Source organism: Rhodococcus sp. 11-3, assembly GCF_023704055.1.
Lineage (GTDB): Bacteria > Actinomycetota > Actinomycetes > Mycobacteriales > Mycobacteriaceae > Rhodococcus > Rhodococcus aetherivorans.
Map to the genome: position 1 here is coordinate 4,711,556 of NZ_CP080406.1, position 14,763 is coordinate 4,726,318.

Annotated in this window: 9 protein-coding genes; 8 read left to right on the plus strand and 1 reads right to left on the minus strand. The window is 64.3% G+C overall.

The annotated features are described in order from the left end of the window. The first annotated feature begins 6 nt into the window (after positions 1-6). From KZJ41_RS21830 to KZJ41_RS21840, 3 genes are all read left to right on the plus strand, one after another. Entirely contained in the window at positions 7-618 is a 612-nt protein-coding gene (locus KZJ41_RS21830; protein WP_373566445.1) for a LuxR C-terminal-related transcriptional regulator, read from the plus strand. A 5-nt stretch (positions 619-623) separates the two neighbouring features. Further along, complete coding sequence (locus KZJ41_RS21835; RefSeq protein WP_251549579.1) at positions 624-1,370, plus strand: DUF4255 domain-containing protein; 747 nt, start codon at positions 624-626, stop codon at positions 1,368-1,370. Positions 1,371-1,432: 62 nt separating this feature from the next. Beyond that, positions 1,433-3,391: an ATP-binding protein gene (locus tag KZJ41_RS21840; RefSeq protein WP_373566488.1), complete on the plus strand. Its 1,959-nt coding sequence runs from the start codon at positions 1,433-1,435 to the stop codon at positions 3,389-3,391. 8 nt (positions 3,392-3,399) lie between these two features. Here KZJ41_RS21840 and KZJ41_RS21845 read toward each other — a convergent pair whose 3' ends face one another. Further along, positions 3,400-5,391 carry a hypothetical protein gene (locus KZJ41_RS21845; protein WP_251549583.1) on the minus strand — a complete coding sequence of 664 codons (1,992 nt, stop codon included), beginning with the start codon at positions 5,389-5,391 and terminating at the stop codon, positions 3,400-3,402. A gap of 1,792 nt (positions 5,392-7,183) precedes the next feature. On the opposite strand from KZJ41_RS21845, the gene KZJ41_RS21850 reads away from it, so the two are divergent. The 5 genes from KZJ41_RS21850 to KZJ41_RS21870 all read left to right on the plus strand — a co-directional run bounded on the left by KZJ41_RS21850 (position 7,184) and on the right by KZJ41_RS21870 (position 14,715). Continuing rightward, entirely contained in the window at positions 7,184-8,674 is a 1,491-nt protein-coding gene (locus KZJ41_RS21850) for a peptidoglycan DD-metalloendopeptidase family protein (RefSeq protein WP_161995739.1), read from the plus strand. Further along, positions 8,671-9,165 (plus strand): hypothetical protein, encoded by a 495-nt coding sequence (locus KZJ41_RS21855; protein ID WP_050035726.1) that lies wholly within the window; start codon positions 8,671-8,673, stop codon positions 9,163-9,165. The genes KZJ41_RS21850 and KZJ41_RS21855 overlap by 4 nt, the downstream gene beginning before the upstream one ends. 26 nt (positions 9,166-9,191) lie before the next feature. Next, entirely contained in the window at positions 9,192-10,118 is a 927-nt protein-coding gene (locus tag KZJ41_RS21860; RefSeq protein ID WP_144415040.1) for an RsiV family protein, read from the plus strand. 123 nt (positions 10,119-10,241) lie between these two features. After that, positions 10,242-10,970 (plus strand): DUF4157 domain-containing protein, encoded by a 729-nt coding sequence (locus tag KZJ41_RS21865; RefSeq protein ID WP_161995740.1) that lies wholly within the window; start codon positions 10,242-10,244, stop codon positions 10,968-10,970. Between the two features lie 103 nt (positions 10,971-11,073). Next, positions 11,074-14,715: a hypothetical protein gene (locus KZJ41_RS21870; protein ID WP_251549585.1), complete on the plus strand. Its 3,642-nt coding sequence runs from the start codon at positions 11,074-11,076 to the stop codon at positions 14,713-14,715. Positions 14,716-14,763: the final 48 nt, after the last annotated feature.

Here is a 14,763-nt window from a genome sequence, read left to right on the forward strand (position 1 = left end):
CCCCGAGTGCCTGTTTACGTATACGCCGACGACTCGATACTCCGGGCCGGAGTAGTCAGTCAGCTGCGCATGCGGAGCGAGGTGGCCGTCGTCGACACCGATCCGGAATCCGCGGAGGTCGCCATCCTCGCCGCTGACGTTCTCGACGACGCCGCCATGCGGACCCTCCACGCCCTCCAGCGCGGCTTCTCGCCGCGAGTGATCCTCGTCCTGCGTGTCATCGACGACTCCACGCTCGTCGCCGCGGCAGAGGGCGGTATCAGCGGCCTGCTCCGCCGTAGTGACGCGACACCCGACCTGCTGGTCCGCACCGTCCAGCGCGTCATCGCCGGGGACGGGGTCGTTCCTCCTGACCTTCTCGGCCGCCTGCTCGGCCAGGTCGGTGCCCTGCAGCGACAGGTACTGACGCCGCGCGGATTGCGATTCTCGGGACTCTCCGAACGCGAGGTCCAGGTTCTGCGTCTGGTGGCCGACGGACACGACACCTCTGAGATCGCGCAGAAGCTCTGCTACAGCCAGCGCACGGTCAAGAACGTCCTGCACGACATCACCACCCGGCTGCAGCTCCGCAACAGATCGCACGCCGTGGCATATGCCGTCCGCGAGGGACTGATCTGAGGCCGGTGGTCGCCGTGATATCCGATGTCGATGCAGCTCTCCGCCAGCTGATCGAGCACGAGGCGATCGATGACGCGGAGGTTGATGTCGTCTTCGACGCACCGACCAAGGACTGGGCGGCCCGCCGCACCGGTCCGACGGTCGACGTCTACCTGTACGACATCAGGGAAGACCTGCGCCGACGCCAGCGTGGCCTCGTGAACGAATACGACAACGGGCTCGTGCGCGCCCGGCATCTACCTCCCCGCTACTTCAAGCTCTCCTATCTCGTGGCCGCCTGGACCCAACGTCCCGAGGACGAACATCACCTGTTGGGTCGGTTGCTGACCTGCTTCCTGCGGCACGATGCACTGCCGGGGAGCCTGTTGTCCGGTTCGCTGGCCGACCTCGGGATGCCTGTTCCGGTCGCCGTCGCGCTGCCACCGCCCGAAGACCGATCGTTCGCGGACGTCTGGACAGCGCTCGGCGGTGAACTCAAACCGTCCCTCGACCTCGTCGTCAGCATGCCCACACCTACCGGTCGTGTGCACCCGGCCGCTTCACCTGCCCTTCGCACTCCGCGCCTGTCCGCTGAAGGGAAACACGGCTCGGTTCCTGGTGAGCAGAAGCGCAGACGCACGCCGGCGCCGGACGGCTCCAATCCCGTCCCGTCCGGCCTCGAGACCTTGCCGGAGGACGCACCTCCGGCGGACGGCGAGAGTCCGTCGATCACCATGCGCAAGGCTCGCCGCAAGCAGGGACGCAACGAATGAACTCGGACGCCAACCTGCGGGATCTGCTCGACCGGTGCGCCCTGATCGAGGCACGCGTCCGCATGGTCGTGACCCATCGGCGCAGTTACGATCCAACCCCCGACGACCCCTTCCGAGGCCTGTATCTGAGCGACGAATCCGCAGTGGCGTTGCTCGACGTGGTTCCACCCCCGCCGGAGTCCGACCGCGTGGCTCGCATCGCACTGGATCGCCGGGCCGACGCGGCAGAAGCGGCGGGCGGCGACCTGCGGCTGCGTCGGCTTGCCCGGTCCGCCGGGCTGTCCGACATCGATGTCGACGCGTTGCTGATGTGCATGCTGCCGGACTTGAATTCGCGGTTCGAACGTCTCTACGGCTACCTCAACGACGACGTCACGCGGCGGAGGGCGACGATCGGCCTGGTCCTCGAACTACTCGAGCTGTCCCCCATGACAGCCGAGCACCGCGCACGATTGGCGGCAGGGGCGCCGCTGATCGAAACCGGCCTCGTACTGGTGGAGGACGAGGAGCGCCCGTTTCTCACCCGGGGCCTGCGAGTTCCGGATCGTGTGACCCAGCATCTGCTCGGCGACGATCGCTGCGACCCGGAGATCGCCGATCTGCCTTTCGATGCAGGGCATTTCGAGTCTCCCGTGTCCGGCCGGATCGCGCGGACGATACGAACAGGCCAGCACTGCACCTACATCCGGGAGTCCATCGGGTCCGGCGCTCCTGCTGTTGCCGTTGCAGCCCTGGAGGCAGCAGGTCGCTCCGCCCTGTGTGTGGACGCCAGCCGGCTGCTCGAGCACCCCGACCCGGCCCGCGCGGTGGTTGGGCTGGGCCGAGAAGCGATGCTACGCGGAGCCGGGATAGTCGTGACACCCATGGACGCGCTGGCCACACACACGGCGATCATCCGGGCGTTGTGCGAACTGACAGCACCCGTCGTTGCGATCGGAACCGTCACCTGGGATCCGCGCTGGTCGGACAGCGTGCCGCTCCAGGTCGATGCGGAGCGCCTGTCGACCGAGGACCGAGCACACCTCTGGGCCGTCGCAGCCGGGGACAGCGTCGTCGACGGCTCCCTCACCGAGGTCGCGAACCAGTTCGTGCTGGGTCCGGCACAGATCGAACGTGCGGTTCGTTCGGCGCGTATATCGGCGAGCCTGACCGGCAGCACCCTCACCGGACGAGACCTGTGCCAGGGAGCGCGGGCGCAGAACGCGGCTGGGCTGGAGCGACTCGCCCGGCGCATCGAACCCTCGGTCGGCTGGGATGATCTCGTACTCCCCCACCGCGTCGTCGACCAGTTGCACGAGCTCACCGCTCGTGCTCGCTATCGGGAACGAGTCCTCACCGACTGGCGGATGCGGCCCGGTGGCGGACGAGGGCGTGGAGTCACCGCCCTCCTCGCAGGTGAATCGGGCACCGGCAAGACCATGGCCGCCGAGGTCATAGCCGGGGATCTCGGTCTCGACCTGTACTCGGTGGACCTGGCCGCGGTGGTGGACAAGTATGTGGGCGAAACGGAGAAGAACCTCGAACGCATCTTCGCGGAAGCGAGTGGCGTCAATGCCGTGCTGCTGTTCGACGAGGCCGATGCCGTCTTCGGCAAGAGGAGCGAAGTACGCGACGCGCACGATCGCTACGCGAACATCGAGAGTGCTTATCTGCTGCAACGCATGGAGAACTTCGACGGACTCGCCGTTCTCGCAACCAATCTGCGCGCCAACCTCGACGAGGCATTCGTCCGCCGGCTCGACGCCATCGTGGACTTTCCGACGCCCGACGAGGACGCACGGCGGGCGTTGTGGCGGCATTGTTTCGACTCACCGGTACCGTGCAGCGACGATCTCGATATGGACTACTTGGCCCGATCGTTCACGTTGTCGGGCGGCAACATTCGTTCCGCAGCCATCACCGCCGCCTACCTGGCGGCGGCGAGCAACAGCGCGATCGGCATGGAACATGTCATACCCGCGGTGCGTCAGGAATACCGCAAGCTCGGCCGACTCGTGCCGGAATCCGTCGCCGCCGGGTGATCCGATCGTCACGATTCGCTACTTCGGATGCACAATCCGCCGACGCATCCGAGGAGGCACCCCACCACCACGAGCGGCAAACCGGTTCCTCCGGGCGCCGCAGAGAACTGCGCATCCGCGTAGACCGCGAATCCGATCGTGACAGCGATGGCAGCGAGGCCGGCAATGATGGTCATGCCACCCTTCGGACGCAGGATGCCGATCAGCATGAGCGCGATGAGCACGATCACGACCGCCCGAGCGATGGGTTGAGTCACGTAGGTGTAGTCGTCTCCGGTAGCGACGCTCATGATGTCGCCGATACCGGGGAACCGCCGCACGGTCAGCAGCGGAACCTGCTGTGCATCACCCGTCCACGGGAGAAACGCGCCGATCAGCGCGATCAGGCCTCCGAGGAGGGTCGCGGCGATCCGGATCAGCGGAAGCAGGTCGTCCGAGGTCTGGGTGAGCACGGCGCCGGCATCCACGACGATTCCGCCGTCCTCGGCACCCACCTCGAGGTTTCGGACCTTGGCGTGCCCCATTCGCGGACGCGGCGCCCGGACGGTGACCTTCGCCCAACCGGCTTGCCCCGGGGGAATGTTCAACGTCGGCGGGTCGAAGGAGAACTGGACGGCGTTTTCGGGGTCGCGGCCCACCAGTCGCGCCCGGAGAGGCAAGGCCCTGCTCCTGTTGTCGACCACGACACGCAGCTGTCCACGCGAACTGTTGTGCACGGTGAACTGTTCCGGCTCGAGCCGTATCCGAGCGAGGGTGATCGGCGCCGGGGACGCTGTCTGCACGAAGGCGCCCTGGGTCTTGACGGAACCGTCCTCGTTGCTTGCCACGACCCGGATCTCCCGGGAGACCGTCTCTCCGCCCGGCGGTGGTGGAGCGGAGACCGTCATCGCGACCCGCGACACCCCGCCCGGCGGCACTTCGAGTGCCCACGCCTCGAATTCGAATCCGACGGCGCGTTCCGGATCGGAACCGTTCAGCCGCACTTTCAGTGGTTGCGATCCACGGGTGTTGTCCACCGCTACACGGCAGCGACCGTGTGTGCGGTCCTTGACCGTGATCTGCTCGGGTTCGAGTCGGATTTCGGCTGTGGCGATCGGATTCGGCGAGGTCGTGTGTATCAGGGTTCCGTCTACGGTTGCCTCACTGGTGCCGTCGGTCGCGACGACCGTGAAGGGTTTGCTGGTTTCGGCTTCCTTCCGGGGAGCAACGAGTTGGGCGCGGATGCCGACCCGGCTCTCGGATCCGGCGCGGACATCGATCTTTGCTACATAGAACAAAACCCGGACCGATCCTTCCGGGTCTCGACCGGAGAGCCGGACATGTCGGTCGACGCCACCTTTGCGGTTGTCGATGATCAGCCATCCCTGCCCGTAGGGCGCGTCGGCGGCCTTGAGGGTGCTCGGTTCGAGCCGCAGCTGCAGTGCCGACACCTCTTGTTCGATCGTCAGATGCGTCTCGATCTCGGCCTGATCGTTCGCACCGCGGATCGTGGCGCGATACGACCGTGCCGAACCGGCCTCCGGTGGTGGCACGAGGACGGCGAGTCCGATCGGAACCGTCTCCCCCGGAGGAACTTCGATGACGTCGGCGGAGAACTCGAATTCGAGGAGATCCTCGGCGTCCGAACCGCTCAACTCGAAACGTTGAGGATAGTTGCTGCTTCGATTGTCGACCTTCAGCTCGACCTTCGCCGATGTCCCGTCCCGGAGCCTGACCCGCTCCGGTTCGACGTGGAGCTGAGCGGGGTCGCCGATCGGTGGCACCGTCAACGCCAGAGCGACGTCGATGGCGGCGTCAGGATCCTCGTCCGAACGTACTCGGATCGGCAGCGTGAACCTCTGAGCGGCAGGCCATCTGGGTGCATCGATCACGACGCTGATCGTGGCCGGCTTCTCCTCGTCGGGATAGAGGGCGATCGCGGGATGCGTCAGCTTCAACCAGCCCGGAGCATCGAGCGGCACCGCCCGGAAGCGATCGACGATCGTGGAGGTATTGTGCACCCGCAGATCGAACGTGCCACCCCCTTCCGGATCGATCGTCAGCTCCGGAGTGACGATCTCGACGCGGGGAGGACGCGCCTCACCGTGACCGCCGGCGGAGCTCCGGCTCGGGGCGGAGGGGGCAGCACTTCGAACGTCCGAACCGGTAGCCCGATCCGGTGGACTCCAGGACGTCACCACCGGGATCTGGGACGTAAGTGTGCGCCCCTCATGGGTGCCCGATCCCGACTCGAACCCGACGAACCGTCCGCAGCGAACACAGAATTCGGCATTCGCCGCGTTGACGGTGCCGCAGTTGCCGCAGATGGGTGCGACATCCGCGTTCGAGATCCGTCCTGAATCGTCCATGTCAGCCGGCTTCTTACTCGACCTACCCGTCCCCCTACACACATCGATCTGCGGCGATCATCTTCGACCTGGTCCGCCTTCGGTCTGGCTTAGGCCGTCTACAGCGTTCCCGATCAATCGTTCCAGGGGGACAAATATAGGAGGAATCATCGTCCTCGGGCGTATAGCAGGTCCCATCAGGCAAGGGAATGCTTCCCAGCGGGCAGTCGGGAGGCTCGTAACATGTTCCGTCCGCTAGGGGATAGCTTCCCGGAGGGCAGTCAGGAGGCTCGTAACACGTCCCATCCGGCAACCGAGGACTACCATCCGGACACGGCTCCGGAGGCTCGTAACACGTCCCATCCGGCAACCGAGGACTACCATCCGGACACGGCTCCGGAGGCTCGTAACACGTCCCATCCGGCAACCGAGGACTACCATCCGGACACGGCTCCGGAGGATCCACAATCGGCGGACAGGTCTGCCCCGCCTGCACCGTAGTTCCATCCGGGCACGTGGTTCCTGTAGTTCCGGGATTCGGTGTTCCCGGTCCGGGGCTTGGTCCGGGGCTTCCCGGCTTGTGAGGCTGAGTCCCCGACCCCGGCGGTACCTGCGGAATCGGGACGCATGGGCCGGTCGGGTGCTGCAGACGCTGCTCTCCCTCAGCGCATTCCGGCGGTGGTGGCGCCTGGGTCGGAATTCCTGGGAAGAAGGAGATGAGGCTGACGCGCCAGTCGTTCCCTTGTTTGACAGCAGCGACACGGTCCACGCGCATGTCGCTCTCCTCGAGAACCGCCCCGTCCGACGCCGTCACCTTCTGGTTCAGCATCACCGCACGCTCGACGGCGTTTTCGGAGTCCTTCGGGTGCTCTCCGAAGATCACCAGGGCATCGGCGATCACCGAAGCATCCGCGGCTTTCCATTCGTCCCACCACACGCTGGTTCCGCGTTCACTGGAGTGATTCGCTGCCGCGAGCTCGGGAGTCAGATACTTCGATGCCCGCTCGTAGGCGTCGCGTGTCGAGGCGTCCGTCGTCGGATACCACGTGAACATGGTTTCGAGGGCACCTTCGATGGCGTCTCGGGCTCCGTCCGGAAGTGAGTCTTCGTCGGTCCCCGTCCATGCCGACTGCGGATCCGGTTCTCCGCCTCCGCACGCCACGACGAACCCCAGCGCTGCGATCAGCGCTACGAATGCCGAGAGGAAGCGCAGCGATCTCATCAACCCTCCTGGGAGTCGATCGTCGCACGCTCCATGGTCGAAGAGCGCTGGCAAGCAACAGAATGCCCGATCGGGAACGGCAGTCGGAACGTTCGAGCAGGCATACCGGACAGCGGGGGCACGGATCCTCGACGAAAGGGCCGAACCGGCCGGCAACCCTGCCGTTGTAGAACAGGTCTGGTGATAGTTGAAGCCGTACAACGGATGCGATCGAGTCCACGAAATGCCGGCGGGATCCATGCCATGAGAATGCGTCGTGCACTCGGACGGCTCGCGGGCCTGCTCGTGGTCGTCCTGACAGTTGCATTGGGTCAACCGGGACCGGCGTTCGCCGACACCGGGGCGGGTGTCCCGTGCCCCATGAACCGGAAACCGGTCGCGGACGGCACGTTCGTCGTCTCGTCCCCGTTTGGTGCCCGAAGTGGGGGTTTCCACCAGGGCGTCGACATGGCCGGGGATGCCGGAACCGACATCTACGCAGCTCTCGACGGCACCGTCTCGGCGGCCGGGCCTGCCAGTGGCTTCGGGCAATGGATCGTGATCGACACACCGACACGTACCGGGGTCGTCTCCACCGTCTACGGGCACATGTACCCCGACGGCGTGCTGGTGCGCACCGGTGATCCGGTGAGGACCGGGCAGCACATCGCCGACATCGGATCCAACGGCCAATCCAGCGGACCGCACCTGCACTTCGAACTGTGGGAGGGCGGGCGCTTCAACGGTCGAGCCGTCGACCCCGCTCCCCTGCTCGACGAGGGCGCATCGTCGGGTTCCTCCGTGGTGGAACTGGTGGCCGCCACCACCGACTGCTCCGTCGGTGTTCTCACCCCCGGACTCGTCCCGCCCGAGTTCGTACCGTGGCTGCTGAAGGCCGGCGTGATGTGTTCGGGTATTACCGCACCGCTCCTGGCGGCGCAACTGGAGGCGGAGAACGGATTCCGGCACGGCCCTTCGGCCCCCGTCTCGTCGACGGGAGCCCGCGGCCCGGCACAGTTCATGCCTGCCACGTGGACGACCTGGGGCAAGGACTACGACGGCAGCGGACCTCCCCCGGACGTCAACAGCATCGCTGACGCTGTGATGGCCCAGGGCGCGCTGATGTGCGAGAACCACCGATCAAGCGCCGACGCCATCTCCACGGGCCGTGTGGTCGGCGATCCGGTGGCCCTGGCGCTCGCCGCCTACAACGCCGGATTCGGTGCGGTGCTGGAGGCGGGAGGCATGCCCTTCGGTGGGGAGTACACCACCCAGACACAGCCCTACGTGAAGAAGATCCTCGAGCGCGCCATGGCGTTCGCGGCCGCGCCCTGGGCGACGGGGACGACCCCACCGCCGCCGACCGAGGCGCCGCAGCCCGATGTCGGCGACCGGATCGTCGAGGTGGCCCGGACCCTCGAGGGGACATCGTGGGTCTGGGGCGGCGGCAACATCGACGGCCCGACCAGGGGTGGTATCGACAGTCCCGGCCTCACCCGGCATGCGGTGGCGCAGGCAACGGACGGCAAGGTCGTGTTGCCACGTTCGACTCAGGAACAGTGGGAGATCGGCGACCCCATTCCGGTCAACGAACTCGACCCCGGGGACCTGGTCTTCTCAGGGTGGAACGAGTTCGACATTCCCACCCACGTCGGGATCGCGGTTGGCGGCGGCAAGATGGTGCACGCGTCGACCGACAGTGGCGTGACCGTCTCGAACTTCGACCCCGAGTCGGAGGGGCGGCGAGTGACATGAACCTCGGGAAGTGCTCCGGATCGCTGCTCGCGTCGTGCGCAGTGGTGCTCATCGCGTCCGGATGCGGGGAGAGTGTCCAGGGAACGGCCACTCCGGACATCGACCGGGAGGATCCGCTCGTCGTCATCGAGACCGCACTGGAGACGATGTTCACATGGAGGCCGGCAGAGGACGAATCGGGAGCAGCCGCACTGGAGCGGGCCGCACCGTACCTCGGTCCCGAACTCGGGTCCCAAACCGTCGTCTCTCAACCAGGACCCGGATCACAGTGGGAGCAGTGGAAACGCGACCAGGCGACCGTCCGCGCGGACGCCGCCTTCCTCGCCGACGAGCATCCCCCCGACAGCGACGACACCGTCCACCGTGTCGTCTCGATCAGACAATCGGCAACGACACCGAACGACCTGCTCATCGACGAGAACGAACACGTCGCATGGGCGATTGCGACCAGAGGTGACGACGGATGGCGGCTGACGTCGCTGCAGTTCTGATCTTCCTGTAGAGATGGGATCCCGGCATGCTCGAGAACGGCGGACGGATCTTCACCGCTGCGGTCGGTGTGGTCGCTCTCGTGGTGGCAGTGATCTTCGTCGGCCACGGTCTCCTTACCGGCCCTACTACACCTTCGGCAGTCTCCGACACGTCCATCGCCGCGAACGCACCGCCGGGTGAAGCCGACTCCAGCGCAGCGACGGGTGGCCCCGACCACCCACCTGAGGGAGGCGGAGCGCCCGACTCCGCACCAGCACCGGAGCCCAGCACCGTACCGGGACCGTACGGGAACGGCGGCGCAGGCGGAGGTGGCGCTGGCGGAGGCGGCGGAGGTGGCTCCGGCACCGCCACCCCGGAGCCCTACACCGACGCCTCGACCGAAGTCGTCACGCCGAATCCCGTACCTGTCGATGTCGTCCTCCCCCAGATCACCGGGGGCGACCCCGCCGTCACCGATACCTTCAATGCAGCGATGCGCGCCGCTCTGGACGACCGCATCGCGGAGGTACGGGCAGGTGGTCGATTGACCGGCTCGGACGGCGAGGTCGCCCATATCGGCGAACGCGTCACTAGTGGCGTGCTACTGGTGACAGCCGAATACGAGGAGTCCGCAGAGGACTTCGCAGACACCGTCGTGGTCGGCATTGACTCCGGTGACGTGCTCACGCTCGACGAGATTTTCACCGACACCGCTGACGGCCTCGATCGTCTTGTTGCCGTCTCCCGCGAACTCGGCCCGAGCACCGACGCGGGCGCCTCGTTCGACCTGAATGCCGTCAGCGCCGACCCGGCATTGTTCTCTCGCTGGCTTGCGACCCCCGACGGGATGCGGATCTACTTCGCCGAGGGATCCGTCGCACCGACCTACTCCGATCTTGTGGAACTCACCGTGCCGTGGGAGGAACTGAGTACTGTGCTCGACCCGGACATGCATGCAGTCCTCACCAGCTGAGAATCCTGCCCGATCAGATGCACGTTCGGGCAGTCATCGTTGCCCGAACGGCCACGCCTTCGCATCTTTCGTACAGCTGGAGAACGGTGGATGTTCGGTGCGTACCGACGGAAGCGAGAGACCATGCGCACGCACGAGACAGATCACGACGGCGATGCGGAGCTGCGTCCCAAGGCTTCGCGACTCGACGAACCGAACTCGGCTCTCGCTCTGAGAGCGGCGTTGTCCGGACGTCTGGACGTCGCCGGACCCGAAGGCATGGCCGGGTTGCAGCGTGTCGTCGGCAATGCCGGAGCGTCGGCACTCCTCGACGAGGACCGTTCGCCCGTGCACGACGTCGTCGCCTCTGCGGGAACACCGCTGCCCACCGACCTGCGCACTGATATGGAGGGCCGGTTCGGTCAGGACTTCGGAGACGTGCGCGTCCACAGCGACGGAACAGCGCACGAATCCGCGAAATCCGTCAATGCACAGGCGTACACGGTGGGTTCGGACATCGTCTTCCAGAACGACAGGTACGACCCCGGATCGGACACCGGCAAGCACATGATCGCTCACGAACTGACGCATGTCGTGCAGCAGCGCAATGGCCCTGTCGACGGCACCGACGCCGGCGGTGGGGTACGGATCAGCGATCCCTCGGATCGGTTCGAACGCGACGCCGTCGCGAATGCCGACCACGTCATGGCCGCACCCGCTCCCACGACCGCGCCCTCCGGCGCACTCCAGCGAACCACGGAAGAGGGATCCGCTGCCGTGCAGCGTGAGGAGGCCGCGGAGGAAAAGGAAGACGAAACCGCCCAGACCTTCGTGCAGCGTCAGGAGGAGGAGTCCGAGGAAGAATCGGCGTGATGCCATGACTGCACCCACTCGAGTCACGAGATCCGTTGCCCCGGAACGCACTCCTGCGCGATCGGCTGCTGCTGTGCGGTCGGATTCCAACTCACTACGCCGCTTGCAGTCCGCCGCGGGCAACCACGCCGTTGCGTCTCTCGTCACCCAGCGTCTCGACGCCGGACCCGTCCAGAGCGGTTGCGTTGCGCCACCCGTAGAACCGACACCGGCTGATCCGCAGAAGGATCCGCAATGGGCCCACGCGAAACATGAGATCGAGACCAAAGCCGATGCAACCAAAGCGCATCCCCCTGCCTCGAAGGAAGTGGGCGAGGCACAGAACGCGGCCGTCGCGCCACCCGACGACAAGGAAGCCCAGGCCAAGGCCGCTCACACCGGCAAGATGGACGCCGCGAAGCCAGGAGGCTTCGACAAGGCGGGCTTCATCGCCGCGGTGAAGGCCGCGATCGCGGCGAAGGCTCCGAAGAACCTGGACGAGGCGGACAAGTTCGCGCAATCCGGCAAGGCGGATCAGGTCAAGAACGAGGTGATGAGCAAGGTCACCGGAGGGAAGCAGGCGTCCGCCCGAGAAATCAAGGATTCGACCGAGGCGACACCGGATACCTCCACTGCGAAGGACAAGCCGGTCACACCGCTTCAGCCACCCCCGTCACCGTCCGCGCCTCCACCACCGGATCCGAAACTGTTGGCACCGAAACCTGCACCCGACGACCAGACGAGACTGGGTGCGGACAGCTGCGCCACCGACCACAAGATGGCGGAAGCCGGGGTCACCAAGGAACAACTCGCCAAATCGAACGAGCCCGAGTTCACCGGTGCACTCGAGGCGAAGAAGACTGCCGAGGAGCACGACGCGAATGCGCCCGCTGCTGTGCGCGAGAAGGAAGCTCAGGTCATCGCCGGCGCCACTGCGGATGCCGATGCCACGGCGAAGACCGGATTGAGTTCGATTACCGCCTCGAAAGGCAGTGCGCTGCAAGCCGCCGGTGCGGGCAAACAGGCCACAAAGTCCGCCGACGAAGGGGAACGAAGCCGGATCACCGGCGAGATCAAGAAGATCTTCGACAAGACAAAGGCCGACGTCGAGGGGATCTTGACCGGTCTCGACAAGACCGTGTCCGAGCGGTTCGAGGAAGGTGAAAGGAAGGCCAAGGAAGCGTTCGTCGCCGACCACCAGGCCCGCATGGCTGCGTACAAGGCGAAGCGATACGGCGGTCCTGGTGGGTCCGCGTTGTGGTTGAAGGACCTGCTCCTGGACATGCCGCCCGAGGCGAACGCGCTGTTCCTGGAATCGAAGAAGCTGTACGAGTCGCGGATGGAGGACGTCATCGGCGGCATCGCCGATCTCGTGGGCTCCGAACTCGCACGTGCGAAGGCCCGGGTGTCCGAGGGGCGCGCACAGGTCCAGAAGCTCGTCGCGGAGCAACCCAAGAACCTTCAGAAGCTGGCCGGTGATGCCGCCAAGGAAATTGGTTCGCAATTCGAAGATTTGGAGAAGTCCGTCGACGAGAAGCAGGAGTCGCTCGTCGACGATCTGGCGGACAAGTACATCGAGGCACGCAATGCGGTCGACGAGGAGATCAAGAAGCTTCAGGCGGAGAACAAGGGATTCGCAGGCCAGGCCGCCGAGGCGATCGGCGGCGCTATCGACACGGTGAAGAAACTCAAGGACATGCTGCTCGGCGTCTTCACCCGAGCCGCAAACGCCGTCGAGAAGATCATCAAGGACCCGATGGACTTCCTCGGGAAGTTCGTCAACGCGGTCAAGACCGGCATCCAGAACTTCATGTCGAACATACTCACGCACTTGAAGAAGGGTCTGCAGGGCTGGTTGTTCGGTACCCTCGCCGAAGCCGGCATCGAGATCCCCGAGAAGTTCGACCTGAAGGGCATCATCGGTCTGCTGCTGTCCCTTCTCGGCCTCACGTGGACGTCGATCAGAACCCGGATCGTCAACGTGGTCGGCGAGAAGGCGATGAGCGCGATCGAGAAGGGTGTCGATTTCGTCAAGATGATCCTCACCGAGGGCGTCCCGGGATTGTGGAAGTTCATCGCGCAGAAGATCTCGGACCTGAAGGAACAGGTGATGAGTCGCATCCGCGACTTCGTCATCACCAAGGTGATCATGGCCGGCGTGACGTGGCTGATCTCGCTTCTCAATCCTGCGGCGGCGTTCATCAAGGCCTGCAAGATGATCTACGACGCCGTGATGTGGTTCGTGGACAATGCACAGCGATTGAAGGACTTCGTCGACTCCGTCCTCGACTCGGTCGAGTCGATTGCCGCCGGCGGAGTCGGCAAGGTGGCGGCTCTGATCGAGGGCACGCTGTCGAAAACCGTCCCGATGCTGATCAGCGGCCTGGCCAGCCTCCTCGGTCTGGGTGGAATCGCCGACAAGATCAAGAGCATCCTCGAGAAGGTCCAAACCCCTGTCGGCAAGGCGGTGGACTGGCTGATCGCCAAGGCGGTCAAGTACGGCAAGAAGTTCCTCGACAGGCTGAAGAAGTCCAAGTTCGGGAAGGCGGCCGCGAGCGTCAAGGCGAAGGCGAAGGCCGCCTACGCCAAGGGCAAGGCTTGGGCGAAGAAGAAGTACGAGGCCGGCAAGGCATGGGTGAAGAAGAAGTACGAAGCGGGCAAGACATGGGCGAAGCGCACATACCGGAAAGCCCGACGTCGAATCAAATCCGCTACACAGTCCATCGGGGACCGAATTCGAGAAAAGTGCAAGAATCTTCTAGGTATCAAGTTTCATTCCGAATTCCAGACCAAGTCGAATGGGAATACACACACTCTATACACCCAGAGCGGAGCGCCCAAAAATCTCTACGTGGCGTCATCACCCAAACCGATCTCTCATGCATTCAAGCATCTAGACGCCACAAAGAGATCGGATCTAAGAACACTCGAAAAGCAGTTTCAGAATGAAATGGATAATTACATCCAGATAATTAACGAAATATTCAAGGATAGCGAGGTGAATCGCCTGAAACTCGATAAAGCCACACGTAAACAATTCGATAAGGCGAAGTCCTCGGCCGCGCGTGCAGAGAAAGTCCAGAAAGATATACGGGCGTTTGCCCGAGAAAACATGAAAGACCCACTGGAAGGCCCCGGGGCTCACGCACCGGGAATAGGTACCATCGCACCCTACGGGGCGAAAATTAGTAGCCTGCGAGGCAAAAATCCCGTCTTGGAATGGAAGATGGAGGCTGAACACATCATTCCCGACGCCTTTATCCGGCGCGCGATGATGGGCCTGAAGAAGTCGGGGGAGGTGACGCAGGAGGACACCGGGTACAAACTTCAGCCGACGATACTTATATATGCGGGAGCCGCTAAGACCAAGACGTTCGGATCCACCCTTGACGGCCGCGGAGACCTGAAGCTCATACGCTCGATAAGGAATATTATGGGTATGATTAGAGACAAGATTGGAGGATCCGGAAAAAGATTCCGGAAGGTAAAGTCCTCAAAAAAGGTCAAGTTCAAAGGAGACTGGCGCGCCGTCCTGAAGGATCAATTCAACCGAAGGATTGAACCGCAGATCACCCGCATAGAAAAAACTTGGCTCGAACGAACCATGAGGTACGTCAAAGCGGAACAAGAAGCTATCGGCGATAGGAGAGGGAAGGACGCCACACCTAGACCATCGGATTCAGAATTGCAGTCGTGCTTCGATTCTCAGAAGCAGGTAATTGGGCAGGCAATCGGAAAGTTGGTGGCTGAAGCCGACTTCAAGTAACCACATCCGACCCAGTTGACCACAGAGCATGATCTAGCAGTCTCACAC

Bases quoted from the DNA above. Each gene is read 5' to 3' on its own strand.
- KZJ41_RS21855 (WP_050035726.1), top strand. From the start codon at position 8,671: ATGAACCTCGGGAAGTGCTCCGGATCGCTGCTCGCGTCGTGCGCAGTG.
- KZJ41_RS21865 (WP_161995740.1), top strand. From the start codon at position 10,242: ATGCGCACGCACGAGACAGATCACGACGGCGATGCGGAGCTGCGTCCC.
- KZJ41_RS21850 (WP_161995739.1), top strand. From the start codon at position 7,184: ATGAGAATGCGTCGTGCACTCGGACGGCTCGCGGGCCTGCTCGTGGTC.
- KZJ41_RS21840 (WP_373566488.1), top strand. From the start codon at position 1,433: ATGGTCGTGACCCATCGGCGCAGTTACGATCCAACCCCCGACGACCCC.
- KZJ41_RS21860 (WP_144415040.1), top strand. From the start codon at position 9,192: ATGCTCGAGAACGGCGGACGGATCTTCACCGCTGCGGTCGGTGTGGTC.